Origin of the sequence: Peribacillus sp. NPDC006672 (assembly GCF_050274955.1) — a bacterium.
Classification (GTDB): Bacteria; Bacillota; Bacilli; order Bacillales; family DSM-1321; genus Peribacillus.
This window is the reverse complement of sequence record NZ_JBNNOR010000009.1, coordinates 84,460-99,680: the sequence shown is the minus strand read 5'-3', so window position 1 is coordinate 99,680 and position 15,221 is coordinate 84,460. Positions and strand designations below refer to the sequence as shown.

At 36.6% G+C, this 15,221-nt stretch carries 15 protein-coding genes and 1 pseudogene; 6 read left to right on the top strand and 10 right to left on the bottom strand.

Annotated elements, in window-relative coordinates; genetic code table 11:
- Positions 1–146 precede the first annotated feature (146 nt).
- Entirely contained in the window at positions 147–269 is a 123-nt protein-coding gene (locus ACQKKK_RS15995; RefSeq protein WP_427617210.1) for a hypothetical protein, read from the top strand.
- A gap of 155 nt (positions 270–424) precedes the next feature.
- Entirely contained in the window at positions 425–1,081 is a 657-nt protein-coding gene (locus ACQKKK_RS15990) for a DUF2238 domain-containing protein (RefSeq protein WP_427617208.1), read from the top strand.
- A 519-nt stretch (positions 1,082–1,600) separates the two neighbouring features.
- Here ACQKKK_RS15990 and yjcZ read toward each other — a convergent pair.
- A complete protein-coding gene (yjcZ, locus tag ACQKKK_RS15985; RefSeq protein ID WP_427617206.1) occupies positions 1,601–1,723 on the bottom strand; it encodes a sporulation protein YjcZ in 123 nt (40 codons plus the stop codon).
- Positions 1,724–2,052: 329 nt separating this feature from the next.
- Here yjcZ and ACQKKK_RS15980 point away from each other — a divergent pair, with 329 nt between their 5' ends.
- The 4 genes and pseudogenes from ACQKKK_RS15980 to ACQKKK_RS15965 form a co-directional block, all read left to right on the top strand.
- The gene (locus ACQKKK_RS15980) at positions 2,053–2,943 is read left to right on the top strand and encodes a hypothetical protein (RefSeq protein WP_427617204.1); all 891 of its coding nucleotides are present in this window, start codon (positions 2,053–2,055) and stop codon (positions 2,941–2,943) included.
- Between the two features lie 26 nt (positions 2,944–2,969).
- Positions 2,970–3,881 carry a VanW family protein gene (locus ACQKKK_RS15975; RefSeq protein ID WP_427617202.1) on the top strand — a complete coding sequence of 304 codons (912 nt, stop codon included), beginning with the start codon at positions 2,970–2,972 and terminating at the stop codon, positions 3,879–3,881.
- Positions 3,882–3,949: 68 nt separating this feature from the next.
- Positions 3,950–4,234 (top strand): nitrilase-related carbon-nitrogen hydrolase, encoded by a 285-nt coding sequence (locus ACQKKK_RS15970; protein ID WP_427617455.1) that lies wholly within the window; start codon positions 3,950–3,952, stop codon positions 4,232–4,234.
- Positions 4,235–4,258: 24 nt separating this feature from the next.
- Positions 4,259–4,643 (top strand): annotated as a pseudogene (locus tag ACQKKK_RS15965) (recombinase family protein); the annotation flags it as partial.
- A 1,289-nt stretch (positions 4,644–5,932) separates the two neighbouring features.
- On the opposite strand, the gene ACQKKK_RS15960 reads toward ACQKKK_RS15965, so the two are convergent.
- From ACQKKK_RS15960 to ACQKKK_RS15920, 9 genes are all read right to left on the bottom strand, one after another.
- Positions 5,933–6,085 (bottom strand): YfhD family protein, encoded by a 153-nt coding sequence (locus ACQKKK_RS15960; RefSeq protein WP_427617200.1) that lies wholly within the window; start codon positions 6,083–6,085, stop codon positions 5,933–5,935.
- A 765-nt stretch (positions 6,086–6,850) separates the two neighbouring features.
- Positions 6,851–6,973, bottom strand: coding sequence for a hypothetical protein (locus ACQKKK_RS15955; protein WP_427617453.1), 123 nt, complete (start codon positions 6,971–6,973; stop codon positions 6,851–6,853).
- Between the two features lie 16 nt (positions 6,974–6,989).
- A complete protein-coding gene (locus tag ACQKKK_RS15950) occupies positions 6,990–7,172 on the bottom strand; it encodes a hypothetical protein (protein WP_427617468.1) in 183 nt (60 codons plus the stop codon).
- Between the two features lie 64 nt (positions 7,173–7,236).
- Positions 7,237–9,123 carry a sigma-54-dependent Fis family transcriptional regulator gene (locus ACQKKK_RS15945; protein WP_427617199.1) on the bottom strand — a complete coding sequence of 629 codons (1,887 nt, stop codon included), beginning with the start codon at positions 9,121–9,123 and terminating at the stop codon, positions 7,237–7,239.
- 268 nt (positions 9,124–9,391) lie between these two features.
- A complete protein-coding gene (locus tag ACQKKK_RS15940; RefSeq protein ID WP_427617198.1) occupies positions 9,392–10,168 on the bottom strand; it encodes an acetoin reductase in 777 nt (258 codons plus the stop codon).
- 37 nt (positions 10,169–10,205) lie between these two features.
- Entirely contained in the window at positions 10,206–11,588 is a 1,383-nt protein-coding gene (lpdA, locus tag ACQKKK_RS15935) for a dihydrolipoyl dehydrogenase (protein ID WP_427617196.1), read from the bottom strand.
- Positions 11,589–11,605: 17 nt separating this feature from the next.
- Positions 11,606–12,835, bottom strand: coding sequence for a dihydrolipoamide acetyltransferase family protein (locus ACQKKK_RS15930; RefSeq protein WP_427617195.1), 1,230 nt, complete (start codon positions 12,833–12,835; stop codon positions 11,606–11,608).
- 109 nt (positions 12,836–12,944) lie between these two features.
- Positions 12,945–13,979 (bottom strand): alpha-ketoacid dehydrogenase subunit beta, encoded by a 1,035-nt coding sequence (locus ACQKKK_RS15925; RefSeq protein WP_427617193.1) that lies wholly within the window; start codon positions 13,977–13,979, stop codon positions 12,945–12,947.
- Positions 13,980–14,001: 22 nt separating this feature from the next.
- Entirely contained in the window at positions 14,002–14,994 is a 993-nt protein-coding gene (locus ACQKKK_RS15920) for a thiamine pyrophosphate-dependent dehydrogenase E1 component subunit alpha (RefSeq protein ID WP_427617191.1), read from the bottom strand.
- Positions 14,995–15,221 lie beyond the last annotated feature (227 nt).

Genomic DNA, 15,221 nt, shown 5'->3' with positions numbered 1-15,221 from the left:
ATAGTGACATAAAAAATTAATCTTTTCGGTGCAACCGTACAAAGATGTAAGGTCTTTTTTTGCTTTAAGAAGTGATCACAACCAAAAAGAACGCATACTATACATTAGCGTTTAGCTACCAGGTATATATAAAGGAGAAAATGCTAATGACTAAGAATAAAAATAATGTAGAAGTGAGAAGGGAACCAGGAGCGCAATATGGTATTTATATGAGGGTAATTCTAGAAATCAACGCAGTAGGGGGTGTTTATGAATGGCAAGGAAAATGAAATCCTATAATTTTAATAGAGTTCATTACATACAAGAGAGTTTCTAAGTTGTTATAGTGAGAATCGAAGTTATGAACAGCTTTCAGAAGAACAAAAAAGTTATGAACTATTGTTAGGCCGACACTAAATAATACCCCACTATAGGAGTGAAAAAAGTGATAAGAGGTAAAAGTATAAGGATTCATCTATTTTTACTTTTGGTTGTTACAGCAGTTTTTTTATGGTCAGTTATAAATCCAGTAGGATACTTGAACTGGGCATTGGAGGTTAGTCCTGCCGTTGTCGGACTAATCATCGTAATTGCAACATACAGTAAACTTCGACTTACTACTCTCTCTTACATCATTATTGCCATTCTAGCGATTGTGATGTTTGTCGGCGGCCATTACACATATTCAAAAGTACCTCTTTTTAATTGGATAAAAGATGTTTTAAATTTAAATCGAAACGACTACGATCGATTTGGACATTTTCTAAAGGGTTTGTTTGCGATTGTAATAAGAGAAATATTATTACGAAAAACTCCAATAACCAAAGGCCCTTGGTTATTTTCCTTCACTATAAGTATCGCGCTTGCGATCGCTTCCCTGTACGAAATCATCGAATGGTTAAGTACTAAAATAACAAAAGAAGGAAAAGTAGTTAAAAACTTTTTAGGTATGCAAGGTGATATTTGGGATGCACAATGGGATATGTCGTGTGCCTTAGTTGGTTCGATTCTTGCGTTACTCTTTTTTTCAAAACTACATAACCAGCTGTTAAAAAAAGAATTAATAAGAGAGTCGAGGAAAAGTCAATCTGAAGGTGATTGAAGGAAATTATCGGAATGGTTTGCGAATACAACAAATGGTATAAAAGGAGTATCATCATGATGTTATTTTTGTAGATATTTTGTACTTTTTTAATTCTTTTTTCTATTCAACAAACGCTCCCGATTGTGGAATTTGAAAAATGTGAAAGAGCTCCAAAAATAGCTCCTCCGTTATTTTAAACAACACTTTAATTTTAATTAAGCAGAAATCAAATGATACTTTATTTTGTCTCCTTTTATAGTTCCCACACAATATATTGCTGAAAGTACATTCTCTTCTTGTTTGTATTCGAACATCATTTTTTTGGAAGGGTGGGAGATACATTACATAAAGAGTAGTTAAATAAGGAACATAAAATGATCAAACTTTGTTTCAAAGCTGCAGTATAAACGGAGAAAGCCCCTTGGCCGCCAAGGGGTTTTTGATGAGTTCCTTAAAGAGTGTTTATGCCAACTAAATATTGATTATGCTTGTATTAAATAAAAAAGGCCCGACCAATTAAGGTCGGATATATACTATTTAGCAGAAGCCGCCATATCCACGACCGCCACCGCCGGAACAACTACATTCAATAATGATTAAGAGAATAAACAATACGACGATAAAGGTTGAAACCTCCAACAAATCCAAAACCGACTTCACAATCTGCCATATGGAGAATGTTTCTTTATTCTTTTTTATCCAACCAATCCATTTTAGCTTTTAATTTACTCAATGCTATTCTGCAAAGATTGAATCATGGTATCTTGTGTAGTTTCTAAGTTATTCAGATTAGGGATATCAAAAGTACTTATTGGACGATCAACACTAATATGACTGAGCCTTTTTAAGCCTTTATAGCTGATTCCCCCATACCCAGTGTTTAGAACATAAATTAACAGGGAGGAGTTAATTTGAGGAATTTCCAAATATTCAAAGGTATTCAACTGATTATGTCCTGAAATAATAAGAAAAAATACAGGAGTAACCAAATGAAAAACAATAAATTGTATCAAGTAATTATCGCTATTTTTATAATTGTCTTAATGGTCGATCACTCGGTCTATGCAATGGAATGGGAAGATGAAGAAGGACCAATAAGCTTTAAAATTGAGATGTTACCTTGGGAGATTGTAAACAACATTATTCCTAATAAAACAAATTTCACCATTATTGATATTGAAACTGGTTTATCATTTAAGGTACAACGAAGAGCAGGTAGCCATCATGCTGATGTACAGCCACTAACAAAAGAAGATACTCAAATCATGAAGAAAATTTATAATAATAAATGGAGTTGGAATAGAAGAGCCATTATTGTATTAATCAATAATCAAATGATTGCTGCATCTATGCATGGAATGCCACATGGTGCTGGTGCTCTACAAAATGGTTTTTCAGGTCATTTCTGTGTTCATTTCTCTGGAAGCATTACGCATCGTTTGAAAAACGAAGATCTTTCTCATAAATTAATGGTATTGAAAGCGGCTGGTAAGCTAGATGATTATATACAAACGGTAAGTCCCTATGAACTTATACGTATTTTTACCATTGCCATAAATCAAGGAAATCAGAAATTATTAGCAATGACCTTATCAAATCCGAGTCATCCTAATCGTGTCAATAAACTTGTTAAAGATATTACATATTTTGGAGTAGTTGACCCTTTAAGACAACCGCCTGAACAACTAAATGGGCTTTTTCTCGTGGATGTATCCGTTCAAGCAGCTATTTATAAGAAGAGAGAAGGCAAAGAAATAAAGGTTATGCATTTTATAATCCGAAGGGAAAGTTTGACTGATCGTTGGTTTATTGATCAAGATTCGCTCTATGAAGACTTAAAAAGGATTTGTAAAGTAAGGTACAGTAATGATAAATCCTAACTATATTAGTGTGGGGGTGCATTCAATTGAGATTAAAATGGATTGCCGGAATTTTACTATTCGTTCAACAAGTGAATATTTCTGAAAGCTTATCGGTAACCCACCAAGGACAAACGATTGCCAGTGTCAACCATACTGATATTACTATGCCCTTACTAGATGTTCCTATCATCGACGTGGATAAATACAATCAATTTGTCAAAAAAATAGACCAACAAGTGTACCAAAAACCTGTAAATGCCACAATAGACAAACAAGGTAATATTCTTCCTGGGCGGGTAGGTTACAAGCTATACCATCAAGCATTTAATGAGCAATTTTATTCCTTTTTGTACAGTAGTAGAGTATACAAACTAGAAGTTCCTTTGCTTGCTATTCATCCAAAAGTTGACAGCGAATTACTTGCGGAGATTCGTGAAAAAAAGATAGGTGAATATAGAACATATTTTAATGTGAACAACAAAAATCGTTCAAATAATATCTCACTTGCTACAGAAGCCATTAATAATTATGTCGTGTTTCCAGGAGAGGTGTTTTCTTTTAACCAAGCCGTTGGCAAGAGATCAGAAGATAAAGGATATTTGCTCGCTCGAGTTATCGTTAAAGGAGAGTTTTCTGAAGGGATTGGTGGAGGGATTTGTCAGGTGTCATCCACCCTGTTTAACGCTATCGATAATGCAGGGTTACAAACAACTCAACGCTATTCCCATACTAGGAGCGTTCCTTATGTTCCATCTGGCCGCGATGCTACAGTAAGCTGGTATGGTCCTGATTTTAGTTTTAAAAACAAGTACAATCAACCTATTCTAATCCGAGCTACAACGCAAGGAGGAATGGTAAGTATTATGGTTTACTCTTCAGAAATGATTAATTATAAGACACGAAAAGTACCCGCCGCTTCAAATCAGATATCAAAAGAACAAATTTACCTTCATTAGATGAACTATCTTATTATATGGGATATTCCCCTTATTATTGATCGTTTAAATTTCACCAAGTAACAGGTATAAGTATTAGGCGCTATATTCTTCTTAGAAGATTGTATTTTGAGGTTGGCATTATGATTTGTGCAGACCCATATACCAAAGATATTGCTTACAACTTATTTGAAAAAGGAGCGGAAATATTAAATGCACCGTCTTCCTGGGGTCCCGGATTACATGGTCCAGAGGGAGAATGGGAACAAAGGTCATTGGAAACAGGACTGCCCGTAATTGTCTGTAATCGTACTGGCGAAGACAAAATTGTCCGTTTTTGGGATGCAGAAAGCATGATCATAAAAAAAGGGTGAATGCACATTAATCAAAACAATCAGCTAATTGGGCTTATAGAACATTTTGAATCAAAGGGTGTTCATATTCATTTTGTATCAATTCAAGACAGAATTGACACGACAACTGCTATGGGAAGATTCTTCTTCAGAATGTTGGCCAGCATAGTTGAATTAGAACGAGATATCATTAGCGAAAGACCGAAAGATGGGTTGACGGGTGCTAGAGCAAGGGAAAGAAAGGGGGCAGACCTAAGGTTGAATCAAAAAAAATTGTGATCGTAAATGTATGAAAGCAAAGACTACTCCTTATCTCAAATAAAAGCAGCCACCAGGGATTGGAGTAACAACTTTATATCGTTACCTAGAAAGGAAAGCGTTATCCAGCGAGGAAGTATACACTGTATCGTACATAAAGAGTAGTCATTAGATTCCCGTTATGTAGTTTACAATTTATCTAGTTTACATAATATATATTATAGGAAGTTATATTTTAATTATAAATATTGTCTCATATCTTAAGAATACTTAACTAAGTGAGACGGAAACTCAGATTTTATAATTTAAAACTGTTTTATTTAATTTTAGAAATTATATGCTAATTAGTAAAAAATCAAGTAAATATCCTATTTCATAATTTCGTTAAAATTTTTATCATTTATCATTTATTTCTTATGTTATTTAATTTATCTTAAATTCAATAATTACCTGCTAATTTCATCTGCTGCTTACATAAATGATTTTAATCTATATTTTTACCCGGATATATTTATTTAATTAATCCGTAGTTTTCCTGATTTTTCCCCAAATTAAATCCAGTTTTAATTATCAGAATGTTTGCTCACGATTTGTTTCTGTAAAAGCTCTTACGAATTCAGCAAATATATTGCTCTGTACATAGGTATTCTTCAGTGTTAAAGACTAAAAGAACTAAAACGCAGAATTTATTATTCTGATATATATAATTATCAACAAAATGAGAAATATTACGGGTTAACACCTCGAAAAAATTATATAACAATAATTTATATGCAAAAAAAACGAAAATTCCTTATGTGATTTGAATAAGTCCTTCAAACATTCGAACTCAAATATCATAAGTTCCGCTTACCAATAAAAAATCATAAGATGGTTTTCTCACTACCCACTTAATTCTCATAATACCGTTAAAATGCTTTATTATTAGTTATCTATTTAATGCTAATGCTACTTAAACAAAGTTGTGCTTGAAGCTGTTAAAGCAACGATTAGATTAAATAACTATCAGAAATATGTTAATTAATATCAAACATTTTAATCAAATATTAAATCCGCTTATATGCAGTTTAATGCTGACTTAATTGACCTTTCTAATTAGGCGCACTGGGGAATATAGGAAAGGGTTCCGCCTTTATATGAGCAAACTTAAATACATAATAATGTTCATATAGCTATTAAGTCATTTCAAGTCGTATTCTGTAATGCACTAAAAAATCACTAAAAAACTAAGCCTTTCGAGAAAAGGATTCGAAATTCAAAGGTTCAGCGATCAGAGAAGCCTTTCGCATATTACGTGATTAAAAATAGCTTTAAGGTAAAATAAGTTACCGAATATGAAATCACTCTAATCTTTTTAACGTATGGATTTTTAAACCTTAATGTTGATTTTCAAACAAATAATAAGGACCACTTATTTGTGGCCCCTTTTGTATCTGTTTTACTAAATAATCAATCCGTATCTTATTTAGGCCTTGTAGCTCTTATTTTCGCACTTTCACCTAGCTCACAAGAAAACTCTTCATTAACTCGATCCGGTTCTATTTTTAAGTTTTTGGGAGTCTGAGGTAATGATTTTTTTCTGCTAGATGATTTTTGATTGTTTGATCTTCCCATAATATTGCCTCCTAACGAATTTTTAATCTTTATTAGTATGGCTAGGAATCACAATTATATATCTTTAGACTTGCTCATGAACAAATAATTTTATCAACAGTTTTTAGGACACCTCCTTCTTATTTAATAGGCTGTGTTAAACTTGCCTGTTGATTTCCGCTCCAGGCACAGAGCGCCGAGGAGGCTACCCTGTCCTGCTACTCCCACAGGAGTCTCATGCCTTCCGCTCCAATCAACATAGTTTGAAAAATCAACACTTATGTTTAACATAGCCATTCTTATAGAGCAATGATGGCAACTTTAGGCTTTAGGTATTCCTTTATTAAAAAAATGCACTTGGATATTCAACAACTCCAGAAACATAATAAAGAGCATTTTCTTTCAACTCCAATGTCATAAATGCCTCTTCTTGTACTTCGAAAGGTGTTTATTCCCTATAAAGATGCTTTTCCACCCGAATTTTGGATAATTTTCTGTGTGCCCTTATACAACAGCAAAATTGTATTCAGGTTCTTTTCCTTTTATTATTGGTTGATCAAGTTCGATTCGACTCGATTTTGGATATATTCCAACGAACCTTTAGCTTCAAGAACGATTTGTTTAATAATTTCATCAACTGTTTTGACTTCCTTAATTAAACCCACTGATTGACCGCATGACAAGATCCCTCCGTCTAAATTCCCTTCAAAGTATACGCCTTACTTCTTTGTCCCGTTATTAGCGGGATTAATTCTTCTATAGTGGCTCCCTCATTTTCTAGTCGGTCTACCTCGATAGTATCCGATTCATTGCTGAAACCATCCAGTTCTTTACCTTATCATGAATAGGGGCTTCCTTCATGGCCATATAGCGAGTTTCCATAACAATCCCTTCAGCACCGAGTGCCAATGCACTGATAAGGCCTCTACCGACTGAAAAGCCTCCGCTTGCTAGTACAGGGTATTTTAACAGAATCAACCACTCTAGGGAGCATTACAAGCGTTCCTAAATCCCCCATGCCAGGATGGCCGCCCGTTTCATTCCCTACGATAACATCCGCATATAATCGGTATTCAATCCCCAATAATTCAGTAATTCTGGTTTTCAATTGACCCCTTTCAATTTTCAGGGATTTCCCTTAATCTTTTCTTACATAATGTACATTGCCCTGTCTATAAACCATACTTATGAAGCCGCTTGTAAAATGTACTTCTGGGAATATCTATCAATTTTGCAGCTGCGGTGACATTTCCTTGTGTCCTTTGCAAAGCCTCTAGCATTAAATCTTTTTGTATTTTTTCTCGAATAGTCAGATCATTTCCTGTAATACAATTTTTATCAATTTCCTTTGCAGACTGGCAATCCGCTTGATGCGTAATCGCTAGTGAATGCATAGAATTTAATAATTGTTCATAATCTACTAGTCCATCTTGAAGCAAGATAGACAAGCGTTGCAGAGCATTTTGTAGTTCTCTTATGTTCCCTGGCCAATTGTAACCCTTTAAACTATTTAATAACTCTTCTGTTAATGGAATATTCCAGTTATTCACTTGACTAAGATAGCGGACAAGATACGGAATATCATCTTTCCTTTCCCTTAAAGGTGGTACAAATACAGGATAAACATTTAAACGATAATATAAATCTTGGCGAAAAGATCCTTCATTTACAAGCTCTGCAAGATTACGATGTGTTGCTGTAATAATTCGAATGTCTAAAGAAATGCTTTTTGTACCACCAATCGGTACGATTTTTCTTTCCTGAAGTACACGCAATAAGGCCACTTGCATCGCATGTGAAATTTCACCAATTTCATCGAGAAAAATGGTCCCTCCATTAGCCTGCTCAAATTTCCCTTTATGCCCTTGACGCTTAGCCCCTGTAAATGCGCCTTCGACATAACCAAATAATTCACTCTCCATTAAATCTTTTGGGATGGCCCCGCAATTTATGGTGATAAACGGTCCTTTTTTACGAGAACTATTTTCGTGAATAGACATGGCAACAAGCTCTTTTCCAACCCCTGTTTCACCAGATATATAAACATTAGCTTCTGTTGGTGCAACAAGCTTTACTTTATGTAAAGTGTTTTGAAACGCTTCACTAATACCAATTTCACCCTTGAAATTAAACACTTTAGATGGCGAAGAAGTTGGAAAAAGCCAATTTTGGGTATGACTAAGACCTTCTGATAAAAATAAACACTTTCCAGATACCCTTTTATCTTCTTCAGAAAAAAGAGGAGTTTCCTTTTCAATTTGGTATCCATAGTTTAAAAAATCAGACAGTCGCATTCCAATAGATTGAGAAATTTTTTGACGAACTTGTTTGCTGGCGGAAATGATGATTCCTTTATGATTACAAACAATAAAAGGGCGGTTTGGATAAGCTTCTGCTAGCTCAATAGATTGCTGAGTTAGTGCCAACTCTCTTTTATAGGAGCGAACCCCCATCTCCTGTTCAATCGTATACGCCAGAGTAGCAACCATACCTAGCATTGATGGATGAAAATAATCAACCGGACACGATATATCTAAAACGCCCATTAACATTCCATCTTCATTAAAAATAGGCATTGCAGAACAACTCCATTTATGTGAGGCAATAGAGTAATGTTCGGTGCCTTGTATCATTACTGCCTCCCCCGTTTTCAAAGCGGTTCCAATAGCGTTTGTACCGACTTCCCCCTCCGTCCAGCGTACGCCTTCCACAAAATTTATTTTACCTGCTTCATCCAGAATTTTTTCGTTTCCTGAGAGGGAAAGAACATATCCATCAGGGTCCACTAACAAAGCCATCATTCCAGACTCTTTAATCGCTTGGTTCATTCTTGATAATTGGGGCGATGCTACATCTAGAAGTAAAGAGTTTTTTTCTCTTTGAAGGATCAATAAATCATTTGTTAACACATGCTTACCTTTATTTAGATACGGGTTGACCTGTTCTTTTTTACAACGATGCCAAGATTCCTTAATTCGCTTGTCCAAACGATTTGAATCGAGAACCCCCTCACTAACAAAACGTTCCCATGTACGTAGATAACAACTAGTGGATAACATATAATCCTCCTCTAATCATCTGGTTTAAACATTTTCAACATTCATTTGAAAAATAAAAGCATGTCTTTTCAATTAAGAGAAATAATACCGTGGAGTAATAAAAAGGCTGTTAATCGAGGTTCATTTTATTATAGTAGATAATGTATACGCTTACAATATTTTGATTTAAATTAACAAAAACTTCACAATAAAAGCTTCACATGATCATTCACGTGAAGCTTACTTATTAATCATTTATGCATATTTCCTATTCCTATGGTGCTTATCTTTATGAAAAAATGACGCCTCCATCAATCATGATAGATTGTCCTGTCATATAGTCAGAATCTGGTGAGGCGAGATACGATACAAACTTCGCAACATCTTCTGGGGTCTCAGGTCGTCCCAAGGTAATAGAATCGGAAAACTTTTTAAATGCCTCTCCTTTTCCCAGATTCATATATTGCCCCATTTTTTCATCGATAAGATCCCACATTTGTGTACCGACGATACCTGGACAGTATGCATTTACCGTAATTCCAAACTGAGCCAATTCTTGTGCTGCTGCTTGTGTAATGCCTCTAACAGCAAATTTAGTAGCCGAGTAAGTTCCTAGTAGGCTAAACCCTTTGTAACTAGCAATACTGGCAGCACTAATTATTTTCCCGCCTTCTTGCTTTTTCATTTGCTCAGCCGCTGCTTGCAGACAAAAAAGCACACCATTTACATTTATATTAAAAATCTGTTCAAGATCTTCCTGAGTCACTTCAAGCAATGGTTTAATTTGGGCAATTCCTGCATTTGCAACCATAACATCAAGTTGTCCAAACTGATCAACAACTTGATCAACCATATTGAATACTTCATTTCTTTTACTTACATCAGCTTTCACTGCAAAGCTTTCACGTCCAAGTTCCTTAATTTCGTTTACGACCGATTCGGCGCTATCCAAATTGACGTCGTTAATCACCACATTCAATCCATCTTGAGCTAGTCGTAAAGCAATGGCACGTCCAATTCCACGACCTGAACCAGTGACAATCACTGTTCGATGACTAATAACCATACAAAATACCCCCTTTATTCAATTGGCTTCAGTTCATTTAAGTATGCACTGCTTGGCCACTAACGCTTAATAATGCCTCATGTATGGACTCCGACAAGGATGGATGCGCTGATATTAGGTCTTCCATAATATCTGTCGTTATTTCTGTATGAAGCATGACCGTTCCTTGACCAATTAATTCTGTCGCGTGTGGGCCAACTATGGAAAATCCAAGAATCTCATTAAATTGAGGATCTACTACGACTTTGACCTTTCCAATCTGTTTGTTTGAAATGACAGCTTTTCCATTTGCGGAAAAAGGAAATTCCCCAACTTTAATATCACCATATTTATTTCTAGCTTCTTTTTCCGTCAAGCCCACACTGGCAATCTCAGGAGAAGTATAAATGCAGCGTGGTATTGCTCGGTAATTTACATTAGACAAATGTCCACATGCATTCAGAGCAGCTACTCTTCCCTCATGAAAAGCTACATGGGCAAGTTGGATTCCACCAATCACATCACCACAAGCATAAATCGAAGAATTACTTGTTTGCATTTGATTATTTACAGAAATTCCATGTCTGGAAAAATCAATACCAATATTCTCTAGATCCATTCCGCTTACTCTCGGCTTTCTCCCTATTGAAACAAGTACGTAATCAGCACGAAACTCTTCAAAACTGCCATTACCTTTATCTAAATATACCTTCTTATTATTAGTATTCATGTCTTTGACAGATGTGGAGGTATGGACAATTACACCATAGCTTTTCAATTCTTTATGTAGGACTGCTGAGATATCTTCATCTTCCCCTGGAAGCAGCTTTTCTCCCATCTCAACGATTGTGACCTTGGTGCCCATTCGACTATAAATACTTGCAAACTCGCATCCAATGACTCCCCCTCCGATAATCAAAAGTGAAGAAGGAATAGAGGGGAGTGACATGGCTTGACCACTATGGATAATCCAACTACCATCAAAAGGGGCAAATGGTAAAGGAATCGGTTCGGAACCTGTAGAAATAATAACTTTATTTGCTTCAATCTCTTCATATTTATCTTCGTTCTCTATCCGAAGTCGGTGACTCGTTATAAAAGAAGCTCTTCCCTGAATTACTTTTATTTTATTTTTTTTCATTAAATATTGAATGCCTTGGACAAGTGTCGATACAATACCTTTCTTTCGTTTCTGCACCACCTCCCAATCGATTTCAATAGAGTTAGATGGAAAACGTATCCCTAATTCGCCTGCATTTTTCACCAATTCATACGTATCAGCACTTTCTAACAAGGACTTCGTTGGCATGCATCCTTCGTTTAAACAGGTTCCTCCAAGTGGTCCTTCGACAACCAATGTCACTTCTTTTCCCTGCTGGGCAGCAGTAATAGCCGCTACATACCCAGCAGGACCTCCTCCGATAATAGCTATACGATTCAAAAGTTTTCCTCCTTTTTCTATAAAAGCATGGTCATTGGCTCTTCTAAATACCTTTTTATTGTTTGTAAAAAGGCTGAAGCGGGAGCCCCATCTAAGACACGATGATCAAAGGTTAAACTGAGTGGCAAAATAGTTCTTCTTTCCAACGTATCTTCAATATAGAGCGGAGTATCATAAGCAGAGCCCATTCCAAGAATTCCTGTTTCCGGGGTATTTAAAATCGGTGTGAAGTGTTCTACACCGTATGCACCCAGGTTGCTTATTGTAAAAGTAGAACCATTCATTTCTTCAGAAGGCAATTGACCTTCACGAGCAAACTTAGCTAGTTCCTTACCTTTCTTCGATAACTGCCTTAGTGTACAGGCGTCCGCATTTCTTATAACTGGAACAACTAACCCCTTTTCCAAGGCAACAGCTAATCCAAGATGTACATGCTCAAACAAATGAATTTTATCTTCTACATATGCACTGTTCATTTTAGGGTGATCTTTTAATGAAAGGACAACAGCTTTTGCAACAAAGTCTGTGATCGTCAATTTACCCTCATCATGTTTTTGTATTATTTCTGTAGCTTGTCTTTGCAATTTGATTAAATCGGTTACATCTGCTTTCATCGTAAGAGTCAATTGAGCACTACTTTGTAAGCTATCCTGCATACGTGTGGCAATAATTTTCCGCATTCCGTTTACAGGAATCCCCTGTGTTTTCTCTTTAGATTGCTCAGGGATTAAGATACTTTCTTCTTTATTTTCAGGCATTGATTCAGGTATCTTAATTGCTTTCTGTACATCATCCTTAGTAATTCTTCCACCTGGTCCAGTGCCTTGAATTTTTTCAATTTCAAGATTAGCTGCTTGTGCCATTTTACGTGCAACTGGGGTAATCATCACACGATCTCTATTTTTACTCATTGGCAAAATAGGGGGCTCTATATTTTCCGTTGTTTCTTTTTTGTGGTTTTCCGGCTGGATTTCTTCAGCAACAGGCTCATTAACCGTTAGGCTTTCATTGGGATTTCCGATATAACAGATAACTGTTCCAGGAGGGACGCCTTGTCCCTCTGGTACAGCTATGTTTAGTATTGTACCTTCTGACGGTGACTCGATATCCATTTCTATTTTCTCAGAATTAATGCTGGCTATTGCTTCGCCCTTTTCTACAGTATCGCCGACTCCCTTACTCCATTCCGAAACAATACCTTCTTTCATTGCCATGCCTAATTTCGGCATTACTACTTCTACAGCCATATCTTTTTTCTCCCTTCAGCATTGTTTCTTTACCTATCATCGTTTTCTTGCTTAAGGCTCCAGCTTTCGATGACAACTGCCAAAAAGGTGGAGCCTTTTTCATTTTTTCTTACACCCCAAGATTAGATGGTTCTCCTAACAATTCTGATACAACTTTAATTACTTTCTCTGGTGTAGGAAGATAGATATCTTCTAGTGGCGGAGAAAAAGGTACAGGCGTATGTGGTGCAGTAATCCTTTTTATTGGCGCATCAAGCGTATCAAACCCTTTATCCGCGACCAATGCTGCAATATCTGTGGCCATGCTGCACCTTGGATTTGCTTCATCTATCACAATAAGCCGATTTGTTTTCGCGACGGATGAAAGAATCGATTCTTCATCCAGCGGTGACAAGCTCCTTGGATCAACAATTTCAACTTCAATGCCTTTACCAGCAAGTTGCTCTGCAGCATCCATTGCGGTATGAACTTGTTTACCGAGAGCAACGATGGTTAAATCTGAGCCAGACCGCTTTATTTCTGCTTTTCCGATTGGAATCGTATAATAACCTTCTGGAACCTCACCTACCATGTTATATAGTGTTTTATCTTCAAAAAAGATAACTGGATCATTATCCTCGATGGCTGAGAGTAACAGCCCTTTTGCATCATAAGGGGAAGATGGGACAACTACTTTCAGTCCCGGAATACTTGTAAACAAGGCATATAAGCTTTGTGAATGCTGAGCTGCTGCCCTAAATCCTGCACCATGCATCGTACGAATCGTAACAGGAACTTGCGCTTTTCCTCCAAACATATAACGGAACTTGGCCCCTTGATTTAAAACCTCGTCTAAACAGCTCCCAATAAAATCGTTAAACATTAACTCTGCAATAGGACGTAATCCCGTAGAAGCAGCTGCCATGGCTGCTCCCATATAACCTGCTTCGGCAATAGGAGTATCTAAAATGCGGTCACGACCAAATTCTTGCACTAATCCTTTTGTAACCCCCAAAACTCCACCCCATGCTTCATCATCTTGAAGGTGATCAACTTCTGCTCCACCGGCTACATCCTCTCCCATAAGAATGACATTTTCATCTTTTCTCATTGCGAGCGCCATTGCTTCATTTATTGCTTGTGACATACTGATTTTTCTACTCATCCCAAACTCCTCCTTTTATTGTTTAATAAGATACATAAACATCGTTTAATAAATCGGATGCCTCTGGATAAGGGCTTTCTTCACTAAACTTGACAGCTTGTTTAATTGCCTCTTCAACTGAATTCTCGAGGGAAACCAATTCCTTTTCAGCTATCAGATTCTGATTCAGTAAGTATTTTCTAAATTGAGCAATTGCATCTTTTTCTTGTTTATGTTCTTTCTTTTCTTGTTCTTTTTTATATTTCTGAGCATCGCCTTCAAAGTGTCCATAATTTCTATAGGTTACGCATTCTATTAAAGATGGACCTTCTCCTCTGCGAGCTCTTTGAACTGCTTCTTCTGCTGCCTGATAAACAGCTATTACATCTTTCCCGTCCACTCGAACTCCGGGGATATTGTAGCTTATTGCACGATCCGCTATCGTTTTACAACTAGAAGCATAGTTAAAAGGTGTCGCTTCACCATAACCATTGTTTTCAGCAATAAAAACAACAGGTAGATTCCAAATAGCCGCAAGATTAATCCCTTCATGAAAAGTGCCATGATTATTAGCACCATCTCCAAAAAAACATACACTTACATGATCAGTTTTTTTATACTTGGCAGTTAATGCTGCACCACAAGCAAGTGGAAAACCACCACCGACAATACCGTTTGCCCCTAACATTCCTTTATCTAAATCGGCTATATGCATGGAACCGCCTTTTCCTTTACAGAGCCCTGTAACTTTCCCATAGATTTCAGCCATCATCCCATTAAGATCGCATTCTTTAGCAATACAGTGGCCATGCCCCCGATGTGTGCTTGTAATGCTGTCCTTTTCATTAAGGTGAGCACAGACTCCTACTGCCACCGCTTCTTCCCCAGCATACAAATGAACAAATCCTGGTAAAATCCCCTTAGCAAATGATTCATGAACTTGGTCTTCGAATTTTCTAATCTCTAGCATTTTTTTGTACATCCAATAAGCCTTGTCCTGTGATAATTGAATTTCTTTAGTTTGAATCGTTTCCATATTCCAGCCCCCAATCTTAATAATGAGTCAATGATCTATATTGCAAATAGTGTGCCAAAATGGAAGTTCGGTAAAATTAGGACTTTTTCTATTTTCAGTCGAAACAAAACGAGACAAAATGAGATTGTTGTCTCGTTTTGTCTCGTTTTACTACCCCATTATTACGATGGCATTATTGGCACAATCCAAACGTAAAAAAAGACGGAGCTTTTTGCTCCGCCTGAATC

Bases quoted from the DNA above. Each gene is read 5' to 3' on its own strand.
- ACQKKK_RS15925 (WP_427617193.1), bottom strand. From the start codon at position 13,979: ATGAGTAGAAAAATCAGTATGTCACAAGCAATAAATGAAGCAATGGCG.
- ACQKKK_RS15995 (WP_427617210.1), top strand. From the start codon at position 147: ATGACTAAGAATAAAAATAATGTAGAAGTGAGAAGGGAACCAGGAGCG.
- ACQKKK_RS15930 (WP_427617195.1), bottom strand. From the start codon at position 12,835: ATGGCTGTAGAAGTAGTAATGCCGAAATTAGGCATGGCAATGAAAGAA.
- ACQKKK_RS15980 (WP_427617204.1), top strand. From the start codon at position 2,053: ATGAAAAACAATAAATTGTATCAAGTAATTATCGCTATTTTTATAATT.
- ACQKKK_RS15940 (WP_427617198.1), bottom strand. From the start codon at position 10,168: ATGGTTATTAGTCATCGAACAGTGATTGTCACTGGTTCAGGTCGTGGA.
- ACQKKK_RS15960 (WP_427617200.1), bottom strand. From the start codon at position 6,085: ATGGGAAGATCAAACAATCAAAAATCATCTAGCAGAAAAAAATCATTA.
- ACQKKK_RS15945 (WP_427617199.1), bottom strand. From the start codon at position 9,123: ATGTTATCCACTAGTTGTTATCTACGTACATGGGAACGTTTTGTTAGT.
- ACQKKK_RS15920 (WP_427617191.1), bottom strand. From the start codon at position 14,994: ATGGAAACGATTCAAACTAAAGAAATTCAATTATCACAGGACAAGGCT.